The organism is Streptomyces albofaciens JCM 4342, assembly GCF_008634025.1.
Classification (GTDB): Bacteria; Actinomycetota; Actinomycetes; order Streptomycetales; family Streptomycetaceae; genus Streptomyces; species Streptomyces albofaciens.
Genome location: NZ_PDCM01000002.1, coordinates 377,975 through 402,030 on the forward strand (window position 1 = coordinate 377,975; position 24,056 = coordinate 402,030).

Here is a 24,056-nt window from a genome sequence, read left to right on the forward strand (position 1 = left end):
TCGATGACGGTGGCTTGTGGCGAGGGGCGCCGTTCGCCCTATGTCCAGAAGGTGGGTCTTATCGGAATCGCCGGTGGAGACCATCCGTTCAGCCTGCCGTCCAGGCCCCGGAGGAATGGGGTTCACGATGTTGCTCGCCCATTTGCCTGCCCGATTTCCCGCCCATTCGCTCGCCGTTTTGCTCACCCCGTTCGGTTGCGCTGCGCCGCCGGGAGACCGGGGCGGCCCGGAAGGCCGTCGCCGAGCAATCTGGGATGGAACACCATGGGGTGGATCGGAGCGGGACCGGTGTCCTGCTCGGTGGGCTGTCCTTGCCGACAGTGGGGTCAGCGTCGCTCGGGGCGCTCCGCCGAGGAGCCGACGCGCGCCACCGACGGGCCCACCCGTAATGCGTCCTGGCCAAATGTGTCGGTCGGGGACGCGGCCGCGAAGCGGGTCGATACCGTGGCCTCGGTACGCACGCCAGGGTTCATTTCCTCTGCCCCCGACTGCCGGCCGACGCTCGTCAAGCCACTGTCGAAGTTACACAGGGCGCGCACGAGGAGTTCCGTACCGTGAGCGGAAACTCCCTTCATCGCCCGAAGCAAGGCGGAATCGCGCCACCTACGGAAACCGGTTCTTCCGCGACGCACGACTGCCGAAGCTGGCGAATCCGGCAGAATAACCCGACGGCGCCGCCGAGTTCGCGGCGCCGCGAAAAGACCGGCACATTCATGGCATGTCCGATCCGGATCCGTGCACGGGTGCCTCGAAGTATTTCCGCGCGTCCCGGCCACGGTCGGGCGCCCCGGTCCTGGTCGCACGTCCCGGGCCCGGTCGCGCATCCCGGGCCCGGTCGGGCGGCCCGGGACGCGCGGGGCGGTCAGCCTCCCGCCGCTGCTCCGGCGGCGATGACCTCGCGGTTGACGGCGCGGACGCGGGCGGGATCGACCTTGAGCTTGCGCCGGTCGTACGTCCAGAAGCCGTTGAGTTCGTTCTCCAGGTCGGAGACCTGCGTGTAGATCGAGCCGGACAGGTTCCCGCCCGCCTGGCGCAGGTAGAAGGTGCGGGTGTTGTCGACGTACTTCCGGGTCAGCGCCTCCGTGTCGGCCACCCCGCTGTAGATCACGGTCGGGGTACCGGGCCACATGTGGCCGGGGGTGCGCAGGGTGAAGCCGCCGTGTTCGCCGTCCATGGCGGCCCGGCGGTGATCGGGCACGGGCGGGTCGTCGTTGTTGTAGTCGTGATGATCGATGATGTCGCCCTTGCCCGCGTCGCCCTTGGAGTTACAGCAGTTGACGCCGCTGTGCGCGTTGACGACGCGCGAGGGGTCGGCGGCCTTGACGGTCTCGGCGAGGCGGCCGGTGGCCTCGCGGTCCCACTCGCCCCAGCCCTCGTTGAAGACGATGTAGCCGCCGACGGCCGGGGAGTTGTGCGTCTGCTGCATCATCTCCCGGCCCTGGTCGACGAACGCCCGCTGCCCCTGCTCGCCGGTGATGTCGCCGGAGACGAAGTCCTGCCACACCAGCAGTCCGAGCCGGTCCGCGTGGTAGTACCACCGGGGCGACTCGACCTTGATGTGCTTGCGTACCGCGTTGAAGCCGAGCCGCTTCTGCCCCTCCAGGTCGAAGCGGAGCGCGTCGTCGCTGGGCTGGGTGTAGAGGCCGTCCGGCCAGAAGCCCTGGTCCAGCATGGCGAGGGAGAAGAAGGGCTTGCCGTTCAGTACGAGCTTGGGGTGGCCGCCGACCTTCTGTACGCCGATGGAGCGCATCCCGAAGTAGCTCTTGACGACATCCTTCGGCCCGCTGTCGCGCAGGGTGATTTCGAGGTCGTAGAGGTAGGGGTCGTCGGGTGACCACAGGTGCTGGTTCCGCACCTTCAGGCCGAGGTCGGCGTTGGCCGCTCCGGTGACCCTGCCGACCTCCCTGCCCTTCTTGTCCCGCGCCACCGCCGTGACCTTCGCCCGCGCGGAGGCGTTGCGGGATTCCGCCCGTACCGTGAGGGTGCCGCTGCCGATGTCGGGGGTGCTGACGATCCTGTCGACGGCCGTTCTGGCGACGGGTTCCATCCAGACGGTCTGCCAGATGCCGGAGGACTGGGTGTAGAAGATGCCGCCGGGGCTCGGCGTCTGCTTGCCCTTCGGCTGGTCGCGGCCGCCGGTGTCGGTGACGCCGACGATGATCTCCTGCTTGCCGCCCCGGGTCAGCGCGTCGGTGATGTCGGCGCCGAAGCCGGTGTAGCCACCGGTGTGCTCGGCCACCAGGGTGCCGTTGACCCACACCCGCGCCGCGTAGTCGACGGCGCCGAAGTTGAGCTTGAGGCGCTGCGTCCTGCCGATGTGCCAGCTCTTGGGGACGGTGATGAGCCTGCGGTAGAACATGTGGTCCTCGTGCCGTTCGATCCCGGAGAGCTGCGACTCGACGGGGAACGGCACCGTGATCTTCTCGGCCAGTTCCTTGCCGAACGGGGGCTGCTCGCCCTCACGCGCACCGGCGAACTCCCAGCGCCCGTTGAGGTTCTTCCACTTCGCCCGCCGCTCCTGCGGACGGGGGTACTCGGGCAGCGGATGGTCCGGATCGGCCTTGTCACCCCAGGTGGTGGTCAGCCGGTGGGTGGAGAGGTTCCCGGCAGAGCGGATCACCATGGGCACCCGCTTCCCACCGCTGGTCAGCCCGCCCTGGCCGTCGTACACGAAGCGCACCCGCTGGCCCTTCTGGACGGGACCGGCCGGCGTGAGCACCACGGAGCGCGGGTCGTCCGCATCCCGGACGGCCGACGCCACGGGCATGTCCGTGGAGTCGACCTCCAGCGTCAGGTGGTCCTTGAGTGCCCCGGTCACACGGGCCTCGTCCTCGAACGTCGCCCGCAGCCGGCGCCCGTCGGTGCCGACGGTGAGATCCACCGGGTACGGTTCGAAGCCGTCCGGGGGCGTGAAGGCCGACTCCGGGACCGGCTCCCTCTTGACGTCCGGCCCCTGCCAGCTCAGCACCATGTTGGAGCCGCCGGTGTCCTGGAACATCTCGAACCGGAAATCGTGCTGCCGGCCGGCGGCGAGTTCGACGGGTTCGCCCTTCACCTCGACGTCCCAGTCGGGCACCCAGTGGTCGATGACCGGCTTGCCGTCGATCAAGAGCCGGAAGCCGTTGTCCCCCTTGGCGAAGAAGGTGTACTTCCCGCTCCTGGGCACCTCGATCCTGCCGCTCCACCGCGCCGTGGTGTGCTCGGTACGTCCCGTGGTGATCCGGAAGGTGGAGCTCAGGTCGGGGAAGTCGACGGCCGGCTCCAGGGTCGTCCCGCCGAGCTCGGCGAAGTCACGGGCACCGGGCTTGGACATCCGGAAGTACTCGCCCTTGAGGCCGTGTGTGCTTGCATGCAGAGCCGCTGCCGGTTTTGCCGGTTCTGTCGTTTCTGCCGCGAGACCTGCAGCCTTGCCCACCGCCCGCGCGGGAGGCGCGAGGCTGCTGACGGGTAATGCGGCGGCGAGAACGAACAGCAGGGCGCAGAGCAGCAGTTGAGGAGTGGTGTGCAGGGAGCGTCTCACGCGGTGTCTCCCGTGCGGGGCGCCTCTGGCGCGCAGGCCCAGGCGATACGAAGAAGGAAACATAGTCAAACAGTTAGGCACAGCTGTCACCGCAAAACAACAGTTCTGCACGGGAATTGGCTGATGGCCGGGCCAGGCCGGGCTGGGCTGGGCCAGGGGCTGGGTGTACTTCGGGCCTTGCTCGCCCTCACTGCCCCTGGCCGGTTCCGGGCGGTCCCGACCCGTCACACACCGCACGGCAGGCATGCCGGAGGGGCGGGAGGCCGTGACCTCCCGCCCCTCCGGCATGCATCCGGCACACCTCCGGCGTATCTCCGGTACATCTCCAGCACACCCCGTCGAAGAACGGAAATCCCCGAACCGTCAGGGAATGGGCGGCCGGGTGGGCGCAGGACAGGCCGGCTCGTACTCCTCGATCAGCCGCAGGGTGTCCCCCAGGCCCCGGACGAGCAGCGAGCAGACCGTGCCCCGGCCCAGTTCCCGCCGCGCGATCCATTCGAGGGTGACGCCCTCGACGCTGGAGAGCCAGCCGACCAGTGCGGTACGGGCGAGCGCGGGTATCTCCGCGCGGCCCCAGGCGGCGTGCGCGATGGTGCCGAGCAGCTGCTCGCGGACCGCCTCGCGGATGGCGAGCACCTGCGCGTCGAAGCCGACGCCGCCGGTGACGATGGCGCGGTAGGCCGTCTGGTGGTGCTCGGCGTACCGCAGGTAGCCGTCGATCGTGTGCTGGACCCGCTCCATGGGTGGCAGATCGTGGGTGCTGGAGGCCCGTTGGACCAGCCCGGCGACCGCGTCCTCGATGATCGCGAGGTAGTAGCCGCGCTTGTTCCTGAAGTAGTAGTAGATCAGCCCCTTCGCGACACCGGCCTGGCGGGCGATGTCGTCCATGGACAGGGCGTCGTAGGACGTATCGGCGAAGAGCTTGCTTCCGATGGCGATCAGTTCGGCACGGCGCGCCTGCGAGCGCTCGGTGGCGCGGGCGGTCCGTGGGGTACCTGGTCCACGCTGTTGACTATTATTCAATTCGAGCCCTAGTCTCCAACTGCCACGGGTTTTCCGCAGTATGGCAGACGTACGTCACCTGCGGCTTCGTCCCGTAGCCGCTCCACACAGGCACTTCCCTCGCGCGCTCGCACGTGTCCACGGCTGCGCTCGCAGCCGGTCCATCGCTGCCCCGGGGAGGAAGCAGTGAGCAAGAACAAGCGGCCGTTGCCTCAGGGACGCACTTCCTGGAGAAAGACCGCGGTGACGGCGATCCCCGCGGTGCTCGCCGTCGGCGCGATGGCCTCGGTGATGGCCGAGGGCGCGCTGGCCGCCTCGTTCGCCGTCTCGGGCACCAACTTCCAGGTCGCGTCGGGCAAGCTGACCAGCCAGGGCCTGGCCTCGTACGTGCACACCGACCGCGACGCGGGCGGCACGGGGCACCCGGTGGCCCTGCTCGGCCTGGGCAAGGCCGTTCTGAGCGACATCTGCCAGGCGGCCGAGGTCAAGACGCCCATCGGCACGGTGGTGTTCAAGCTGACCGCGGGCGGCGACGCCGGCCAGGTCACCGCCGACAACCTCGTCATCGACGGCGAGGACCTGGTGGGCGACGCCCGCTTCGGTACGGCCCAGATCGGACGGGACGCCTCCACCCTCGACCAAGTGCCCGGGGTGCAGGGCGAGAAGGGCAAGTTCGGGCTCCAGGCCGGGAACATCGAGGTCGCCGGGGTCAGGTCGCACGCCTGGTCCGCCACCGGCGGCAACTTCCGCCTCAAGGGCCTGCGCCTCGACGTGAGCCTGGGCGGCAAGAAGTGCTTCTGAGCAGCCGCCGCCTGATCGCCCGGCGCCTGCCCGTCCGGCGTCCGGCCACCCGGCGCCCGGCTGCCCGGCGTCTGGCCGCCCGACGTCCGGACGTCCGGCTCCCCTGGCCCGAGCGGCGGGCGGCGTTCCGTGGCTGGCGGCGGACCCGGCCGTTCTGGGCCGGGCTGCTGCTGATCCTGGGCGGCGCGGAACTGCTGCTCGTACCGCTGTCTCCGCTGACCGTACTGATCAACCTCGGCCTGGGCGGACTGGCCGCGATCGGCATCGGCCTCGCGCTGATCGTGGCCGGGCTGTTCCTGTGGCTGCGCCCGGCCGCCCACCACTACGTGAGCCTGCACGCGCTGATCCTGTCCGTCCTGTCCTTCGCGGCGACCAACCTGGGCGGGTTCCTGGTGGGGATGGGGCTGGGCATCGCGGGCAGCGCGATGGGGTTCGGGTGGACGGTGGTGGAGGAGGACGACCGTACGGGAGAGGCCGGGGTTGGACCGGCGGGCGGGGCCGGGCCGGCGGGCGGGGCCGGGCCAGAAGCCGGGGCCGGGCCGACGGGCGGCGCCGGGCCAGAAGCCGGGGCCGGGCCGACGGGCGGGGCCGGGCCAGTAGCCAGGGCCGGGCCGACGGGCGGGGCCGGGCTCACATCCGCCGCCGACACACCCGTCTCGCCCGTCTCGCCCGACACACCTGACTCGCCCCGCTCACCCAACTCCCCCATCCCTCCCGGCTCACCCGACACACCCAACCCCCGAAACCGAGCCCTCGCCGTAGCGTTGCCGGTAGCGCTCATCGCGGTCATCGGCACCCCGGCCCCGCCCGCGCGCGCGGCGGCCGGCATCCCCGCGGCGCCCACTCCGCCCACCGTGACCACCACCATGTTCGCGCCGAAGGGCTTCACGCTCGCCGGGGTCACCGAGGTGCCCACCGTCAACGGCCCCGTCAAAGCGATGGTCCTGCGCATGAAGGCCGCCTCGCTCACGGACTACCGACTCATCACTCGCGACGCGGGCGGCCCTCAACTCGGGCTCGGAGCCCGCACCTTGGACCTGAGCGGCAACGTAACGCTCTACCTGACCAAGTTCAGCGGCTGCCTCCAAGGCATCCTGTGCCTGACCTTCACCCCCGACACGCTGCCGGTGCCACCGGTCGTACCGCCGTTCGTCTTCATGACCAACGTCGACGCCGAACAGGCCCTGGTCACTTCGGACCTGATCGTCGCGGACGGCCTGACGTTGAACGCCGGAGCGAGCACGGCAACGAGAACCGGAGCGAGCACGACAACGGGAGCGGGGGCAGAGACGGGAACGGCCACAGGAACGGGAACGGGAACGACATGATCGGGCTGCCGGCCGCGCTGTTCTGAGCGTACGGCATCGGGTCGACGTTCGCTCTCGCCGCCGCCCGGCAGCTGCATTTCCTCGAACGCCGCGCCGCCGACCGTACCGGGCTGCCCCGGCTGCTCGCCCCGCGCCTCATCAGCCGCGCCGCGAACCCGTACCTGTGCCTGACGCTCCTGTACGCCGCGGTGCTGCTGGTGCCGACCGGGCTGTTCCTGATGTGGCAGAACCCGTCCTGGTCGACGATGCACATCGCGGACGGCCATCGCGGCATCTGGGCGGGCTTCCCCCTCCTCTACGCGGGCGGCGTCGTGACCGCCACCCTCCTCGGCTTCCTGCTGGCCCAGGCCCTCTGCCTGGTCGGCGCGGGCTACTGGGCGTACCTGAACTGCGTGGCCGGTCACTTCCTGCTCTTCGGCACCCTCGTGCACGGCTGGGACGGCCAGGGCTACCGCCGCTTCCTCAGTACGGACGGCGCCGCCCTGCGCGCCTGGCCGAAGGACAGCATCGTCAACAACGTCCTGCGCTTCATGACCTCCGGCACCTTCCTCGCCCTCCTGGTCCTCGGCACCGCCGTCATCGGCACACTGCTGCTGACCGAGATCGGCTGGCTCGCCGAGGGCTGGCTCCTGCCGGGCGGCGCACAGGCCCTGAAGGTCCCGCGTTTCCTCGCCGTCGCCATCGCGGGCGCAGGCCTGTACGGGCTGCCGCTGCTCGGCGCCCTTTTAGCGAGCACCCTGGTCCGCTTCCTCGGTTATCCCGCCGGTCTGGCGGTCTTCGCCGCCTTCGCGGGCGGGCTCCTGCTGCCGCGCCACTCCCCCGTCCGGTGGCTGTACGGCCTGGTGGGCCTCCCGAAGGGGCATTGGCGGGCGACAGCGGACCTGCTCCCGGAAAACGGGACACCAGCGGCACACTCCCGGCACCGCAGCGTGCGCGGCTGAGCAGACCCGGCGACATACCCGGCGTACCCCCACGCCACCCTCCAGCGGCCTTTACTGCCCCGCCCCGTACGAGCACCATCGGCTACAGGACGGGGCAACGGCCATATGAGAGCAACGGCCATACGGAGGCAACGGTCATACGGGGGGGGACGGCCACATGGAGGCAACGGCCATACGGGGGAACGGCCGCACGGAAGCAACGGTCGTACCGAGGCAAAGGCCCAAACCATTGCCACCGTCAATTGGCAAGAGTCGAGTCGCCGGCAGCAGCCGCAGCCGCATCCGCATCCGCAACGGAGAGGTGACGCGTGGTCAACCCTTGGCTGGCTATGGAGTCGGGTGCCGACCCCGTGGAACGCACCCGTAGGGTACGGCGCGCCCACGAGGAGTTCCTGGCGGGCGGGCCGGTGGTCCAACCGGTGCGCCAGGTGGTGGCCGACTCGTGGCGCCGGTCGGCGTCCGCGCGCGACACTCGACGGACCGGCCCCGATCGACCTCGACGAGTCGGAGCTGCGCGCCTACCGTGACGCGCACCCGCTGGCCCGCGCCATGCCGGTCTTCCGGGAGCTGCTGGGCACCATCGCCCACGACGGCGCCCACCTGCTCGCCGTCTGCGATCCGCAGGGGCGGCTGCTGTGGGTGGAGGGCCATCCCGGCGTACGGCGGCACGCGGAGCGTATGAACTTCGTCGCCGGGGCGCGCTGGGACGAACGGCACGCCGGTACGAACGCGCCCGGCACCGCGCTGGCCGCCGACCACGCCGTACAGATCTTCGCGGCCGAGCACTACAACAAGCGCGTCCAGCAGTGGACCTGCGCGGCGGCTCCCCTGCACGACCTGCGGACGGGCCGGCTGCTGGGAGCCGTGGACATCACCGGTGGCGACCACCTCGCCGGCCCGCACAGCCTGGCCCTGGTCCAGGCCACCGCCCGCGCCGCCGAGGCCCACCTCGCCACGTCCCCGGAACGGACCCGGCCCGCCGCCCACCTGACCGTCCTCGCCCGGGACGAAGCCGTCCTGATCACGGACGGCCGGAGTCTGCGGCTCGGCCCCCGGCACAGCGAGATCGTGCTCCTGCTGGCCCGGCATCCGGAGGGGCTCACCGGCGACCGGCTGGCCGCGCTTCTGTACGGCGAACGTGAGGTCCGGCCGGTGACCTTGCGCGCGGAACTGTCCCGCCTGCGCCAAGTGGTCGGCCCCTTGCTCGACTCACGCCCGTACCGCCTGACCAGAGCGGTGGAGACGGACCTGGGCCTGGTGGAGACGGAGCTGGCGGCCGGCGATGTGCCGGCAGCGCTGCGCGACTACCGGGGCCCGCTGCTCCCCTCCTCCGAAGCCCCCGGTGTACGACGCCTGCGCTCCGTACTGGAAGACCGGCTACGGCGGGCCGTCCTCACCCATCGCGCCCCGGAGACCCTGCGCCTATGGGCCGATGCGCCCTGGGGCGAACACGACCTGGAGGTCTGGGAGGCGCTGGAGGAGGCCACGTACCCGGGAGATGTCCGAGCAGCGTCCACGGCAACCCGCCTCCGTACCGCATACGCCCTCCCACCGACCCGGCAGCACCGAACTCCACCTTCGCCCACGTCCCCGCCCCCGCTCCCGTCCTCGCCCTGGTCCCCGTCCCCGCCCTCGCCCTCGCCCTCGCCCTCGCCCGCAACCTTCGTGCAACGTCCCCGCCCCTAGCCTGCGCACCGGCGCCCCGCCGCGGGAGCGGAGGCGCGAGCCGAGAGCGATTGGGAGCCCCCATGGCCCGTTACGCGAACCCTGGTGCCGCCGACGCCCTGATGTCCTACCGGAGCCGTTACGACCACTGGATCGGCGGCGAGTACGTACCGCCGGTCAAGGGCCGGTACTTCGAGAACCCCACCCCCGTCAACGGGCAGCCGTTCACCGAGATCGCCCGTGGCACGGCCGAGGACGTGGAACGCGCCCTGGACGCCGCCCACGCCGCCGCACCGGCCTGGGGCCGTACGTCCCCGGCCGAGCGCGCCCGGATCCTCAACCGGATCGCCGACCGCATGGAGGACAATCTCGAAGCCCTCGCGGTCGCCGAGAGCTGGGAGAACGGCAAGCCCGTCCGCGAATCCCTGGCCGCCGACCTGCCCCTCGCCATCGACCACTTCCGCTACTTCGCGGGCGCCATCCGCGCCCAGGAGGGCACCCTCTCCCAGCTCGACGAGGACACCGTCGCGTACCACTTCCACGAACCGCTCGGCGTCGTCGCCCAGATCATCCCCTGGAACTTCCCCCTCGTCATGGCCGCCTGGAAGCTGGCCCCCGCCCTCGCCGCGGGCAACGCCGCCGTCCTCAAGCCCGCCGAACAGACCCCGGCCTCCATCCACTTCTGGATGAGCCTGATCGCCGACCTGCTGCCGCCCGGCGTCGTCAACATCGTCAACGGCTTCGGCGCGGAAGCCGGCAAGCCGCTCGCCGCCAGCCCGCGCGTAGCGAAGATCTCCTTCACGGGAGAGACCACCACCGGCCGCCTGATCATGCAGTACGCCTCGGAGAACCTGAAGCCGGTCACCCTCGAACTGGGCGGCAAGAGCCCCAACCTCTTCTTCGACGACGTCTCCGCCGCCGAGGACGACTTCTACGACAAGGCCCTCGAAGGCTTCACCATGTTCGCCCTCAACCAGGGCGAAGTCTGCACCTGCCCGTCCCGGGCCCTCATCCAGCAGGGCCACTACCAGGACTTCCTGGCCGCCGGCGTGGCCCGCACCGAACAGATCGTCCAGGGCCACCCCCTCGACACCGACACGATGATCGGCGCCCAGGCCTCCAACGACCAGCTGGAGAAGATCCTCTCCTACCTTGACATCGGCCAGAAGGAAGGCGCCCGCATCCGCACCGGCGGCACCCGCGCCGAACTCGGCGGCGAACTCGAAGGCGGCTACTACGTCACCCCCACCATCTTCGAGGGCACCAACGACATGCGCGTCTTCCAGGAGGAGATCTTCGGCCCGGTCGTAGCCGTCGCTCCCTTCACCGACTTCGACCACGCGATGACCCTCGCCAACGACACCCTCTACGGCCTCGGCGCCGGCGTCTGGACCCGCGACACCAACACCGCCTACCGCGCCGGCCGCACCATCCAGGCCGGCCGCGTCTGGACCAACTGCTACCACGCGTACCCGGCCCACGCGGCCTTCGGCGGGTACAAGCAGTCGGGCATCGGGCGGGAGACGCACAAGATGATGCTGGATCATTATCAGCAGACGAAGAACTTGCTGGTGTCGTACTCACCGAAGGCTCTCGGGCTCTTCTGAGCCCACAGAAAAAGGCGCCTGACCTGGTCTTTCGCCCGTCAGGCGCCTTCTTCTCATCTCACTCTGCGCGAGGCCCGTTTTGCGTGGCGCCTCCCAGTTTCTCCCACCGCTACACCCCTTCTGACCAGCTCTTCCGGACCAGTCACGGACCAAAACCTTGGTTCAGGAAGCAGCGGAGGCTCCTCCGCTGACGCGGTCCCACTCCTGCATGGACTGCTCATGAGCCGGTTGGCCTGCTCCCGGACGCCGCCCAGGAACTTGGCGTAGTGCCGGAAGAGCACCTGGATGCTCTGCCCCGCAGGTCGTGCGGCCGCTTGGCCAGGACGGTGGCACGTTCCGTACGGGACAGGGCCAACTCGCGGGCCCGCGCCCACGTCGCTCCGTAGGAGCGAGTGCACCTCGTGCGCCGCGCCGTCGTCCGTCCACTCCTTGCCCGAAGTGACCACACCACCGGACAGGTTCAGCAACCCCAGCCGTTATCGGGCAGATGACACTGATCGAGCCGGAGATGAATGACCTCCGCCGGCCTCATGGCCGCGCAGTACATGCACCCGAAGAACGCCTCCAGATGAGGGCCGCGCCCGCCGCGCCCGCTCTACTGTGCAACCGCCGCGAGCAGCCGGGCGACCTGGGCCGGATCGGGGGCGGCGGCCGGGTCCACCTCCTCGGTGACCGCCGGAGCGTTCCACCGGAGGCCGAGAAGCGGGTTCTCCGCGAAGAACCTCTCTCTACCGCTGTGTTGATGACTTCGTTGAACGCGGCCCTCTTGCGCCGTGCCGTCTTGGCCGCAGCCGCTTTGCCGTCCAGCTTCCGCACAGGGCGTCCAGCGCCCCGCGCAGCCCGTCGGCTTCCGTCAGGGCACTGACGGGCAGGGAGTGGCTCTTGATCCAGTCGAGGGCCTTGCGCCACTCCTCGGCCGACTCCTGGTCCCACGCGTTCTTGTTGAAGGCCCACGAGTACAAAGCGCGCCGCAGCACCCTGGGCTCCGGGTAGACCACGCCAGGCAGCACCAGAGCAGGCGTGATGGTGGCGAATGCGTCGGCCAGAGTGCGGCGGGTGTTTCCGGGTGTGCGGTCCCACCGCTGGTCGAGGTATTCGTGTGCCAGGTCGTACCACATCGTGCGCTGCTTGATGGCGCGCAACTCGGACGCCGGCGACCCCGGTCGTCGAACGGCCCGCCGTCGCGTGCCGCTGTCACCAGCTTCGAGCGTCGACTGTCGGCGAGCCCGGAGGCATGAAAGACTCCGACTTTTCACGTCCATTGACCGTCCACCGGACCATGAACGGCTTGCGCCGATCAGTGCGCTCGCGTATGCCCCAGACGCGGACGTTGTAACTCATCGCCAAGCGTCAAAATCCCTTCCGCACGCCTCCCACCAGGCATCCAAATCAGCGCGACGACACCGGAGTTCCCCATTCGGCAGCTTGATCATATGGGGCGCCTGCCCGCGCGCACGCAGACGGTAGAACGTCGAGGGCCTCATGCGGATTTCCGCCAGAACCTAGGCGAGTTTGAGCGCAGGGGGGCGAGCCACGAATACTTCATTCGTTCTGAGATACATCGATGACGTGCCGACGCGATGCATGGCGCGCCAAAAAATTTCCCGTAAGCCGACGTGTCCCACTGGGCGTTCGGCGAGACGTATCGCGACTGGCGCTACAAGGCAGCGGTAGCCGCATCCGCACGCTCCACCGCCAGTGCAGAAATAAGGACTTCAGTAATGCGAATGATCCCCGGTTTGGCTAACCGGCGGTCGTCGGCTAGGTTCCGCCCGTTCTGCCCCGGCAATGCCTACCTGTCACCAACGGTGACAACCGTTAGCCCCTCACGTTACGAGTCCGCCTGCTCGCCGATCAGTCAACCTGCCCCTCGGGAGCGTTCAAGCCGCGCGAACAACGATTGGACGGACCGCGCCGCACAAAAACGCCTCCGAAGAGACCAGCCCTGCAGACGCCCAGACAGGCAGAGCACGAAAGAGCACCACAGTCCGATTGCATCTGAACGAACACAGAAAGGCTGCTGCGGTTACTCAAGCAGATCGGAAAATGCGCAGAAACAGAAGAGACTCCTCATCAGTTACTCAGCGATCCGCTTTATGGAATTGCGGGCCGGGGGTGTCGTACGTTGACATAGCCTCCGGAGAGGGTTCCACTCCTTGCGAAGACTTTCTCGTCTGCCGTGGGCGAATGCGTGACGGAGAAGCCGCAACAAGCCAAGGTCGCGGATCACCCCGTTGCCACTTTGTACTACCTGACCGCCCACCAACTAAAGCTGCCCACGTCCGCCGCGCAGCTGCGGCCCGGACTGCTCATTCCCAGCTCAAGGCGGCGGCACCACGACGGACCCGAACGGGCAGTGCATTCGGGGGTTAGGGACTTGTAGCGGTGGGAGAAGCGGTCGTCGACGGCCAGGGCTCCGTAGTGCCGGGCGACCCGATTCCTGGCCGGAACGCACTCTCTCTTCTACCTCCGCCTCGCAAGAGAAATCGGGTGGGGTATTGACAGGCTCCCTACCGTCAGCATCTCAGGAATCCTCAGGAAAAAACCTCGCCACTATGGCATCCATTTTAGGTTTTCGCATTCCGTGCGGGCTCAAATAGTAGTAGCGCCACTCTTCGCGCCATTCCATAAGCACGCACAGCATGTTCACGTTGACACACAAATCTCTCACCTCCAAAGCTTCGCGTGCCTGCTCCAAGGCGCTATCGATTTCCGCAGGTCGATTGAATGATGTCGCCAGTTCTGTAGCGAAATCGGAGCCACTATCAAAACGCTGAAACGCGATGCCGGACACCGTTCCGCGATCCAGTAGAGACCGGTAGACCGCATCGGGATATACCCGGCCGAGATTTAGGGCAAGAAGCAGGTTCTTGCGAAGGCTGCCCCTGTACTGCGAGGAGACAGGGTGCCCTAGTCTGGCGACGACCTGATCGACAAGGTGATCGGCCTGGCACTCGCGACGCATCTCGTTCTGATGGCGCCATCGAATCAAACCCGCTACGCCGAGACCGACAAGCAGTGAAATTAAGCCGCCAATGATTCCACTAAGCAACTGAGAAGCACCGAAAAACAGAGCTGCGAAATAGCTGGCAGCAAACAGCCCTCCGACCCCCAAGGGGATAAGGAGGATTCCGCAATTAGTGTCAACATCCTCGCGCCCAAAAATCAGCAGCGCGAGGACGATAAGCAGCGCGACAGAGACGGCGACGATGATGCTCAACAGCTGAGAAGCACCGAAAAACAGGGCCGGGAAGTAGCCGACAGCGAACAGCACCCCGACCCCAGTCAAGACCAGCAAAAGGCCGACAAACGTGCCGGCGCAACTTTCCATGAACTGATCCATGAGCGCAGGTACCACATAAATAAAGAAGACCAGAACCAGGATAGCGCCGATTCCTGTAATCCACCCCACTACTTCATGTTAAGGATGGCTGCGCATTCTGGGAAGACGGGAGGATGGATACATAATGCACCTGTCGCCACATGAGTAGCATCTTCACCTCACTTCGCACACATTCCTTCGAATTGCGAGACCAGTGGACTACGTCCACTATCGCGGCAGGAAGAGCATTGTTCGCGCTGCCCGCGTTGCTCCCTTCCCGGCTCCGGTGGGGCCCACGGCCCGGACGGCGCCAAGGCCACTCCGCGACGCGACCATGGTCGACTCGCCCACCCCACCCCCGCCCGGAGCCCGGTGCCTGTTGCTGGCCCATACCTGCTGCATCATCGGCCACGTGCCCTACCAGGTATGTGGACACTGCGCCTGCGGCGTCACCCTCCACACCGAGCTCACCTCTCCCCTTCACAGCTGACTGTGGCGGTGACGCTGGGCTCTGTCACAGATCTTGGGGAGCCGTCGCGGAGGATCACTGAAGCAGGATCATCTTGCGGAGCAGTTCGAATCCGGCACGTCCGTACAGCTGCCGCTTCATCTTTTTGATGCGCGTCACGGCGCCCTCGACGCTTCCAGAGTTCCAGGGCTCGGTCAGTCCGGCGACCACGGGCCTCCAGATCGAGAGTCAGCCCATTGACAAAGCCGGTGATGCCTGGAATTTGTGCGGCGCGGGCCGTGTTGATCCACTCTGGCAGCAGAGCGCCGGCACGTGAGGCAACGTCTCCGCGAAATCACTTACCAGTTGATGGGCCTCGTCCAGTTCGGGACATGCGCTCAGCACGGCCTTGAGATGCTCGATCCCGTCGTGGGTGAGCGTCGCTGGGTGGCGGGTGAGCCAGCCGACGACGGTCCGGACGGACGGTGCCGCGGTGGGCGGGGCAGGGACGTCGGGCCGGGCGGGCCATTGGAGACGGGTGCGGGCCCAGTCGCGCAGGCTGGTGTAGGGCACCGGCTGGCCGCGCTTCGCGAGATTCTCGCGCAGTTCCTTGATGGTGACGTGATCCCGTCGGCCGTGTGCTGGACCACACCAGCGGCGGGTCAGCCGACGACAAGGGCACAGCGGGCTCGCGCCGTCTCCAGAGGGGATCGGCGTCGGCAGGGATGCAGCAGCGCTCCGGGCATGGGCCAAGGGGCCGGGCTGCACGTTCAACGAGCATGGGCCGCGATGACGCCAAAGCTCACTGATCCCGATGGGGGCGTCGGCGCTCTACTACCTACACGCCCTGTCCGGCGAAGCGGCACATCAGTGATCACCAACGAGCCGAGCATTTCGGGTTCAAGATCACCGGGCGCCCGGAGGGCGCCTTCCGTTCGGCAAAGCGGGACGGCCCGCCATCCCACCGCCCGTTACTGCGCCGTCGTCGCCACCAGGCCCTCCACGGGCGACCGGGCCGTTCGGCCCGACCGTTCCGGCGAATGAGGTATGCCACCCGGGATGCGTTCCCCGGGCGCATACCCCGCCACCGCCTTTCGTCCTCACGGGTCAGAGGGGCGAGCAGTCGGCCTTGTCGGTCCATCCTGCCGTGCACTGGTAAAGGGGGACGGAGATGTTGTAGCCGTGGGCGGTGCCCAGCTTGGTGTACTCGGCCGCGGTGATGCGCCGGGCCACGTAGTGGTCGGTCGTGGTGCCGATGACGGTGTCGGAGTAGGACGGGGGTGTGCTGCTCGGCGTCGGCGTGCTCGTGCCGGTCGGTGTGGGCGAGGCGCTGTCGTCGATGCCCCAGAAGCGGACGAGGTGGTAGGCGGAGCAGATGTTCATGTCCAGGATGTAGGGGGCTGGGGTGCCGCACTGGGCCGGACCTGTGCCGGGGTCGACGGGCTGGCCGTGCCCCATGCCGGTGACCTGGTAGGTCTCCACGGTGCCGCCGTAGACCCGGTGGGGGTAGCCTCCGACCGTGTCGGTGGTGTCCGGTGCCTGATCGGTGCCGTTGGCGTTGGTGAACTGCTCCATGAGCTCGGTGGCGTTCACGGGTTTCACGGTCGAGTCCGCGGTGCCCTGCCAGATCGAGACCTTCGGGCGTGGCCCGGAGTACGACGGGAAGGCGGCCCTGACTTTGTCTCCCCATTCCTTGGGGCTCTTGTTGACGCCGGGGCTCATGCAGGTGAAGGCGGAGGCCACCGAGTTGGCGCAGCCGTAGGGCAGCCCGGCGATGATCCCGCCGCCCGAGAAGACGTCGGGGTAGGCCGCCAGCATGGCCGAGGTCATCCCTCCTCCCGCTGACAGGCCGCTGACGTAGGCGCTCGTCGAGCCGTTGTCCCGTTTCGTGCGGTCGACCATCTGCTTGACCGAGAGTGCTTCTCCGGAGCCTCGCCGGGTGTCACCGGCTTCGAACCAGTTGAAGCACGCGTTCATGTTGTTCGTCGTCTGCTGCTGAGGGAAGACCACGGAGAACTTGTAGGTGTCGGCCAGCCGCATCCAGCCGGTGTTGGCCGCATAGGCGGCGGCGTTCTGGGTGCAGCCGTGCATGGCCACGACGACGGGGCGTCCGCCGGCCAGTCCCGGGGGCACGTAACGGAACATGCGCAGGTTGCCCGGGTTGGAGCCGAAGCCCGTCACTTCTTGAGGTGTTGCCGCCGCGCGGGCCGGGCTGGACATGGCTACGACGGACAGCGCGGCGAGCAGGAGAACGGCCACTCCGGCGGCCACTGTGGCGGTGAGTGCCGCGACGGGCCGGCGTCGGGCCTGGGGCCGCGACGGACCGGCGACTCGCCGGGTGGGCCCGCTTGGGGGCTGTGCTGCGGGTTTCATGAAAGGTGACGGCATGGCGGCTCCTTCGGGTGACATACGAGGGGGCCGGGACCGCTTCCGGCGCGTGGGGACGGAAGCGGCCCGGTGTCCGGAACCGTAGGTGGCGGGATTGTGTCGATGACATGGCCGGGAGCACCACAGTCGGCTCGGATCCTGATGGGCCTCCGAAGGGTTGCTTCATCGGCCTGGTGGTGTTATCAGCTCAGGCCGTTGGCCGCGAAGCGAGCCGCTCAGGCACGCTCAGCCGGGCTGCCGTAGCCGCCTGGACTTCCCGGGCCGTCACGCCGGGCGCAAGCTCCGCGAGCCGAAAGCCCTCGGGTGTAACGTCGAGGACGGCGAGGTCGGTGATGACGCGCTGGACCACCTGTCGCCCGGTGAGCGGCAAGGTGCATTCCGGCACCAGCTTGGGGGTGCCGTCCTTGGCGGTGTGTTCCATGAGAACGATGACCTGTCGGGCTCCGTGCACCAGGTCCATGGCGCCGCCCATGCCTTTGACCATCTTGCCCGGGATCATCCAGTTGGCGAGGTCGCCCGTGGCCGATACCTGCATGGCGCCGAGGACGGCGGTGTCGATGTGGCCGCCGCGGATCATGCCGAAGGACAGCGCGGAGTCGAAGAACGAGGCGCCCGGCAGCGTCGTCACGGTTTCCTTGCCCGCGTTGATCAGGTCGCTGTCGATCTCGTCCTCGGCCGGGTAGGGCCCTACGCCGAGAATGCCGTTCTCCGACTGGAGGACCACCTCGACTCCGGGCGGCAGGTAGTTGGGGATCAGTGTGGGCAGGCCGATGCCGAGATTGACGTATGTGCCATCGGCCAGTTCCCGGGCGGCCCGGGCAGCCATCCGCTCACGGGTGAGGGCCATGTCAGGCACCGCCTCCCTGCTCGGCGCGGACCGTACGGCGTTCGATGCGCCGCTCGGCCGCGGGGTCGCCAGGGTGGACACGGACCACGCGCTGGACGAACACGCCGGGCAGGTGAACCTCGTCGGGGTCGAGTTCTCCGGGTTCGGCCAGGTGCTCGACCTCCGCGATGGTGATACGTCCGGCCATCGCCGCCAGGGGGTTGAAGTTGCGGGCCGAGGAGCGGAAGACCAGGTTGCCGTGGCGGTCGCCGATGGTGGCGCGCACCAGTGCGAAGTCGGTGGTGATGGCTTCCTCCAGGAGGTACTCCCGGTCATCGAAGACACGGGTTTCCTTGGGCGGTGAGGCGATCGCGACGCTGCCTTCCGCCCCGTACCGCCACGGCAGGCCGCCCTCGCCGTGCTGGGTGCCGACCCCGGCCGGTGTGTAGAAGGCGGGGATTCCGGCGCCTCCCGCGCGCAGCCGCTCGGCGAGGGTGCCCTGCGGTACCAGTTCCACCTCCAGCTCACCGCTGAGGTACTGCCGGGCGAACTCCTTGTTCTCTCCCACATACGAGCTGGTCATCCTGGCGATGCGGCCCGCGCGCAGAAGCAGGCCCAGCCCCCAGTCGTCCACACCGCAGTTGTTGGACACGACCGCCAGCCTTGAGGTCGTCCGGTGCAGCAGGGCTTCGATCAGCGCGCTCGGTATGCCGCACAGCCCGAATCCGCCGACGGCCAGTGACGCCCCGTCGGGGATATCCGCCACTGCCTCGGCCGCGTCCGCGACCGTCTTGTCCAGACCCATCCGGTCCCTCTCCGTCGGGGACACCAACCGCCCTCGTCGCCAGCGGCATGGCTCGACGGACTTCGACCGCTGCCAGGACCGGTGTCCACTCGGCCAATTGGCGTCGACCCTAGGAAGGGGCCAACGCCCTCTGCCATGGAAGCGCCCCACACATCGACCGGTACCTGTATGGGCGTTGCCGCCGCAGTGCCGCAGAGAACCTGGAGAAGTGACGAGCCGTTTGTCACCGATCCGGCTGTATCCATGCCACACGGCCGGGCGCTCGACATGGTGATCGCCTACGTACGTTGCCGTGTCCTGTACGGCCCGGGCATTGAGACCGATAGGGACGCATGTTCTGGTGTCGCGTATCCCCCGGAGGATGAAGGGCTCTGACTGGCATGCGGCGGATGGACTGGCGGGCTGGCGGGCTGGCGGGCTGGGAGCGGTGATACCTCACACCATGGGCCCGGTATCCGCGGACCTCGGCGCCCTCGACATCATCCCTGGCATGGGTCCGCAGCGGCTCGACCGGGTTCAGCTCCGGTGTGTATGAGGGGAGTTGGTGAGCTGGACGGTGGTGAGCTCTGGAACTCGGGCCGGAGCTGTCGCGTTCGACCAGCTCAAAGCCTGACCGTCGGCCGCGACCAAAGCCCGGCGAGTGGAGCCCGTCCCTCACCCTGACTCTCAACCTGGTGCGGTGGCACTGCCTCCGGCGGTGCCACCGCACAACAGCATGTGTGAACACGCGCCTCGGTCCCTAAGGAGGAGGTTCGCATCATCACCGCCCCTGCCCCTTCGTCCTGCTAGTGGCCGATCTTGTCCAGTTCGGCGAGTTCCTCGTCGGAGAGCGAGAGCCCCGCGCCGACGACGTTCTCACGCAGGTGTGCCACCGAGGAGGTGCCGGGGATGAGCAGGATGTTCGGTGACCGCTGCAGCAGCCAGGCCAGGGCGACCGACATCGGCGTTGTTTCCAGCCGGGTGGCCACGGCGGAGAGCGCCGTGGACTGCAGCGGGGTGAAACCGCCGAGGGGGAAGAAGGGCACGTAGGCGATGCCCTTGGCGGCGAGGTCGTCGATCAGCTCGTCGTCGTGCCGGTGGGCGAGGTTGTACATGTTCTGCACGCACACGATCGGCGCGATCGTCTGCGCCTCGGCGACCTGTTTCACCGTCGCGTTGCTCACCCCCAGGTGCCGGACCAAGCCCTGCTGCTGGAGTTCGACGAGGGTTTCGAAGGGCTCGGCGAGCGAGCCGGGCCGGGGGCCCTGGGCGTCACCGAGCCGGAGGTTGACCACATCGAGCACATCGAGGCCGAGGTCCTCAAGGTTCTCGTGGACGGTGCGGCGCAGGTCCTCGGGCCGCCGGGCGGGGGGCCAGCCGCCCTGCTGATCGCGGACCGCACCGACCTTGGTCACGATGTGCAGCGCTTCGGGATAGGGGTGCAGTGCTTCACGGATCAGCTGGTTGGTGACGCGTGGCCCGTACGCGCCGGCGGTGTCGATGTGGGTGATCCCGAGGCCGACGGCCTCGCGCAGGACGGCGAGCGCACCGTCGTGGTCGGCCGGCAGGCCCATGACGGCGGGGCCGGCGAGCTGCATGGCGCCGTAGCCGAAGCGGGTGACGGTCAGATCGCCCAAGGTCCAGGTGCCGCCGGGCAGCGGTGCGGAGGGTGTGTTCATGGTTTCGCTCATGTGTCGATGCTCGCTCGCGGACAAGTGGCGCATCCAATACCGTTGCAGTGCGCTGTGATACTCGGCAGGTATCACAGAGGTATCTTGTGCCGTGGACACCTTGGAGACCCGCGAGCTGAAGTACTTCCTGGCCGTCGCCGAGGAGCTGCACTTCGGCCGCGCCGCCGAACGCCTCGGCATGGCCCAGCCACCGCTGTCCCGGGCGATCCAGCAGCTCGAACGGCGCCTCGGCGTCCGCCTGCTGACACGCAACCGCCGCGGCGTCGCCCTGACCGGCGCCGGCGAGGTGCTGCTGCACGAGGGCCGCGCAGCCCTCGACGCGACCACCGCCGCCGCTCGCCGCACCCGTCGCGCCGGTGGCCCCGACAGCCCGGGCGGCTCCCCCAACCGCCTGGTGCTGGCGGTGAAGGCCGGCGCGTCCCACGAGCTGCTGCACAAACTCCTCGACGCCTACGCGGCCGAACCCGACGCCGCCGAGATCGACGTGCTGCCGAGCGGCAGTTGCGAGCAGGAAGCGATGCTGCGCGACGGCCGCGCTGATGTGGCGCTCATGCACAAGCCGTTCAACTCCCTCGCCGGGTTCGACAGCGAGGAACTGATGACCGAGGGGCAGATCGCCATCCTGCCCGCCGGACACCCCCTCGCCGCGCACAAGACTTTGTCCCTGGCCGACGTCAGCGACATCCCCGACCTTCCGCTCGCCCGCTGGCCCCGCCGCGGCACACACCCACCCGGCCCTGGCCCAGAGATCCACGACCAGACACAGCTGGCCCAACTGATCGCCCTCGGACGCACCATGGCCGTCTTCCCCGACTCCGCCCGCGCCTGGCTATGGGCCGAGCACACCGCCGTCCCCCTGACCGACGCACCCCCCGTCGTCACCCACATCGCCTGGCCCGCCCACAGCCGCTCCCTCCCCCTCGCCGGACTGATCCGCGCAGCCACACGGCTCTGACCCGCCCTCGCCTTCCGCCACCCGACGCGGTACCGGCCGCCGGAGCAGATCGGCCCGGCCCGGCGGGGACTCGGCGAGCAGGCGGGCTCCACTTGGGATGGCGATCGCATGCTGCCGATGGCTCCCGCGTCACCGGCCCGAAGCAGAGGCTGCCGAGATCCGGGGGGGGGGCGACACCGGCGTCATCCCGTCGCTCCGCATGGGGCTGGAACCCGTTTCGACCGCCGCGACCGTGGTGGGCGCACCCATGTCGCAAGCCGGCCGTGGCCGCCTACCCTCCGGCCCGTCACTGCCTTCGGAACCAGAGGTACCGCATGCTCTCGCACCTCACCACCATGGCGCACCCTTGCCTGCGCGCCGCTTCGGTCCTTCTGTCCCTGGCCTCTGTGGGCCTCACTGTGCCTGCGGCCGCGGCCGCATCGGCTACCGCGGGCTCGGCACCGGGTGGCCACTGCGCCGGTCTGCAGCGCGTCATCGTCCCCTCAGCCGCGCACCAGCGGGCATCCTGCCTGGCGGATCTCACGACAGCCGGAACGGTGGCATCCGGCCACACCGACCCTGCCGACTGGGCAGGACTGACCCCCAAAGCCCTCGCCGTCCCGGCCAGCGCGCCCGGTATCCAGATCGACGGCTACTTTCCCGACACCTCGGCCACCAACACCAACCACGGCTGGAACCACGACGCCCAGTTCGTCATCCGTCTGCCCGACCGCTGGAACGGCGGCCTGGTGGTGGCGGGCACCCCCGGCAACCGTGAGCAGTACGCCAATGACCGGGCCATCTCCGACTGGGTTCTCTCCCGTGGCTACGCCTATGCCGCCACCGACAAGGGCAACACCGGGCCCGCCTTTTATCGCGACGGTGACCGGCCGGGTGACGCCATCGCCGAGTGGAACTGGCGCCTGACCCAGCTCACCCGTGCGGCCCGTGCGGTGGTCGCCCAGCGCTACCACCGGCCGCCCGCCCGGACCCTGGCGACCGGCATGTCCAACGGCGGCTACCTGGTGCGCTGGCAGTTGGAGAACCACCCCGAGCTGTACGACGGCGGAGTGGACTGGGAGGGCGCCTTGTGGCGCGCCGACGGGCCGAACCTGTTCACGTTTCTGCCGCCCGCGCTGCGCCACTACCCGGTGTACGCGGCCCACGGGCCCGCCGCCGAGCAGGCACGCCGGGCGATGCACGCCGCCGGCTACCCGGCGGGATCGGAGTTCCTGTGGCCGTACCACCACAAGGTGTACTGGGACCTCACCCAGCGCATCTACCGCGAGGAGATGGACCCCGCCTTCGACGGACCGGCGGAGGCAGGCACCCCGTACTGCACCCCGGGAAGCCCGGCCTGTGACGCGGACTACGACTACGCCGCCCGCCCGGCGCAAGTCCGCCGGGCCGTGCAGCGGATCGCCCTGACCGGCCGCATCGGCAAGCCCTTGATCACCATCCACGGCACCCTCGACGTCCTGCTCCCCATCGGCCAGGACTCCGACGTCTACGCCCGGATGGTTCACCGGGCGGGCCGCGGCGGACTGCACCGCTATTACCGCGTCGAGGACGGCACCCACACCGACTCCCTGGTGGACGCCTTCCCCGGCCGGCTCAGGCCGCTCGTCCCCTGCCACCGCTCGGCCTTCACCGCCCTGGAGGAATGGCTGGCCCACTCCCACCTGCCCCCGGCCAGTGGCACCGTGCCCCGTCCGCCCACAGCCGACGCAGCCACGCTCCTGACCACCTGTCCGCTCGGCCGCTGACATGCCGCGGCCCGCCGCGAGCGACGTCGCGACGGGCCGCGGTGGATCTCCAGGAAAGCGGTCCGGAGCGACAAGCCTGCCCTCCGGGCACCGACGCAGAGGAATCCACCACCCGCAGGCAGGTCAGTGTGGTGGTCACCCCCATAGGCGAGCTGGCGCGGTGACCCTACTGTTTCCGGCCATGACCAGCGAATCCACCTCCCCGCACACGCCGCGGCCGGCCGTCTCACCCCCCTCGGCCACGCACGGCGTAGACCTGTCGGGCCGCACCGCCCTGGTGACCGGCGGCGGCAGCGGCATCGGCCGGGCGTGCGCCGCCGCCCTCGCAGCGGCCGGTGCCAAGGTCCACGTGGTCGACCTGGACGCCGAGAAGGCCGCGGCGGTCGCCGACGCCATCGGGGGAACAGCACACATCGCCGACCTGGCCGACCCTGCGGTGCCCGACACGCTGCCCGCGGACGTCGACATCCTCGTCAACAACGCCGGGCTCCAGCACGTCGCTCCCCTCCCCCAGTTTCCGCCGGAACGCTTCGCCCGCATGCAGCAGGTGATGGTCACCGCGCCGTTTCTGCTGATCCGCCGCGTGCTGCCGCACATGTACGCCGGCGGATGGGGCCGGGTGATCAACATCTCCAGCGTCCACGGACTGCGCGCCAGCGCGTACAAGTGCGCCTACGTCACGGCCAAGCATGCCCTGGAGGGCTTGAGCAAGGTCACCGCCATCGAAGGCGCTCCGCACGGTGTGACCAGCAACTGCATCAATCCCGGCTACGTCCGCACCCCGCTGGTCGAGAGCCAGATCCACGATCAGGCCGCGGCCCACGGCATCAGCGCCGGCGACGTCCTCTCCGATGTCCTGCTCTCCCGCGTCCCGGTCAAGCGGCTCCTCGAAGCCGAAGAGGTCGCCGCCGCTGCCCTGTGGCTGTGCGGACCGCACACCAGCTCCGTCACCGGCGCCTCCCTGCCCCTGGACGGCGGCTGGGGAGCGACTTGAGCCCCGCTCCTCCCTTCTCCCACTCCACATGCCCCACCC

At 69.0% G+C, this 24,056-nt stretch carries 17 protein-coding genes and 1 pseudogene; 8 read left to right on the top strand and 10 right to left on the bottom strand.

Annotated features, from left to right (window positions below; all coding sequences use genetic code 11):
* Positions 1–862 precede the first annotated feature (862 nt).
* Positions 863–3,520, bottom strand: coding sequence for a PA14 domain-containing protein (locus tag CP973_RS22505; protein ID WP_150244308.1), 2,658 nt, complete (start codon positions 3,518–3,520; stop codon positions 863–865).
* A 363-nt stretch (positions 3,521–3,883) separates the two neighbouring features.
* Positions 3,884–4,543, bottom strand: coding sequence for a TetR/AcrR family transcriptional regulator (locus CP973_RS22510; RefSeq protein WP_150244310.1), 660 nt, complete (start codon positions 4,541–4,543; stop codon positions 3,884–3,886).
* A gap of 222 nt (positions 4,544–4,765) precedes the next feature.
* On the opposite strand from CP973_RS22510, the gene CP973_RS22515 reads away from it, so the two are divergent.
* From CP973_RS22515 to exaC, 5 genes and pseudogenes are all read left to right on the top strand, one after another.
* The gene (locus tag CP973_RS22515; RefSeq protein WP_150250079.1) at positions 4,766–5,323 is read left to right on the top strand and encodes a DUF6230 family protein; all 558 of its coding nucleotides are present in this window, start codon (positions 4,766–4,768) and stop codon (positions 5,321–5,323) included.
* Positions 5,314–6,651, top strand: a complete 1,338-nt coding sequence (locus CP973_RS22520) for a DUF6114 domain-containing protein (RefSeq protein WP_244409942.1) — start codon at positions 5,314–5,316, stop codon at positions 6,649–6,651. The genes CP973_RS22515 and CP973_RS22520 overlap by 10 nt, the downstream gene beginning before the upstream one ends.
* Positions 6,652–6,848: 197 nt before the next feature.
* On the top strand, positions 6,849–7,592 hold the full coding sequence (locus CP973_RS22525; protein WP_244409943.1) for a hypothetical protein: 744 nt from the start codon (positions 6,849–6,851) through the stop codon (positions 7,590–7,592).
* Between the two features lie 308 nt (positions 7,593–7,900).
* Positions 7,901–9,278 (top strand): annotated as a pseudogene (locus tag CP973_RS22530) (GAF domain-containing protein).
* A 62-nt stretch (positions 9,279–9,340) separates the two neighbouring features.
* Positions 9,341–10,864 (top strand): acetaldehyde dehydrogenase ExaC, encoded by a 1,524-nt coding sequence (gene exaC / locus CP973_RS22540; RefSeq protein WP_150244312.1) that lies wholly within the window; start codon positions 9,341–9,343, stop codon positions 10,862–10,864.
* Positions 10,865–11,592: 728 nt separating this feature from the next.
* On the opposite strand, the gene CP973_RS41035 is transcribed toward exaC, so the two are convergent.
* The 8 genes from CP973_RS41035 to CP973_RS22580 all read right to left on the bottom strand — a co-directional run bounded on the left by CP973_RS41035 (position 11,593) and on the right by CP973_RS22580 (position 20,311).
* Positions 11,593–12,006: a hypothetical protein gene (locus CP973_RS41035; RefSeq protein ID WP_244409944.1), complete on the bottom strand. Its 414-nt coding sequence runs from the start codon at positions 12,004–12,006 to the stop codon at positions 11,593–11,595.
* A gap of 195 nt (positions 12,007–12,201) precedes the next feature.
* Entirely contained in the window at positions 12,202–12,363 is a 162-nt protein-coding gene (locus CP973_RS22550) for a helix-turn-helix transcriptional regulator (RefSeq protein WP_341874881.1), read from the bottom strand.
* 1,025 nt (positions 12,364–13,388) lie between these two features.
* Positions 13,389–14,276 (bottom strand): hypothetical protein, encoded by an 888-nt coding sequence (locus CP973_RS22555; protein ID WP_150244314.1) that lies wholly within the window; start codon positions 14,274–14,276, stop codon positions 13,389–13,391.
* 454 nt (positions 14,277–14,730) lie between these two features.
* Positions 14,731–14,865 carry a transposase gene (locus CP973_RS41440; RefSeq protein WP_208853282.1) on the bottom strand — a complete coding sequence of 45 codons (135 nt, stop codon included), beginning with the start codon at positions 14,863–14,865 and terminating at the stop codon, positions 14,731–14,733.
* 876 nt (positions 14,866–15,741) lie between these two features.
* Complete coding sequence (locus CP973_RS22565) at positions 15,742–16,893, bottom strand: extracellular catalytic domain type 1 short-chain-length polyhydroxyalkanoate depolymerase (protein ID WP_244409946.1); 1,152 nt, start codon at positions 16,891–16,893, stop codon at positions 15,742–15,744.
* Between the two features lie 316 nt (positions 16,894–17,209).
* Positions 17,210–17,869: a 3-oxoacid CoA-transferase subunit B gene (locus CP973_RS22570; RefSeq protein WP_060728353.1), complete on the bottom strand. Its 660-nt coding sequence runs from the start codon at positions 17,867–17,869 to the stop codon at positions 17,210–17,212.
* Position 17,870: 1 nt separating this feature from the next.
* Positions 17,871–18,653 (bottom strand): CoA transferase subunit A, encoded by a 783-nt coding sequence (locus CP973_RS22575; RefSeq protein ID WP_150244316.1) that lies wholly within the window; start codon positions 18,651–18,653, stop codon positions 17,871–17,873.
* 785 nt (positions 18,654–19,438) lie between these two features.
* Positions 19,439–20,311 carry an aldo/keto reductase family oxidoreductase gene (locus CP973_RS22580; RefSeq protein ID WP_167538609.1) on the bottom strand — a complete coding sequence of 291 codons (873 nt, stop codon included), beginning with the start codon at positions 20,309–20,311 and terminating at the stop codon, positions 19,439–19,441.
* Between the two features lie 103 nt (positions 20,312–20,414).
* Between CP973_RS22580 and CP973_RS22585 the strand changes: the two genes are divergently transcribed.
* From CP973_RS22585 to CP973_RS22595, 3 genes are all read left to right on the top strand, one after another.
* Positions 20,415–21,278 (top strand): LysR family transcriptional regulator, encoded by an 864-nt coding sequence (locus CP973_RS22585; RefSeq protein WP_150244320.1) that lies wholly within the window; start codon positions 20,415–20,417, stop codon positions 21,276–21,278.
* A gap of 314 nt (positions 21,279–21,592) precedes the next feature.
* Positions 21,593–23,023, top strand: a complete 1,431-nt coding sequence (locus CP973_RS22590; protein WP_150244322.1) for a 3-hydroxybutyrate oligomer hydrolase family protein — start codon at positions 21,593–21,595, stop codon at positions 23,021–23,023.
* A 181-nt stretch (positions 23,024–23,204) separates the two neighbouring features.
* Positions 23,205–24,017, top strand: a complete 813-nt coding sequence (locus tag CP973_RS22595) for a 3-hydroxybutyrate dehydrogenase (protein WP_150244324.1) — start codon at positions 23,205–23,207, stop codon at positions 24,015–24,017.
* The last annotated feature ends 39 nt before the right edge of the window (positions 24,018–24,056 follow it).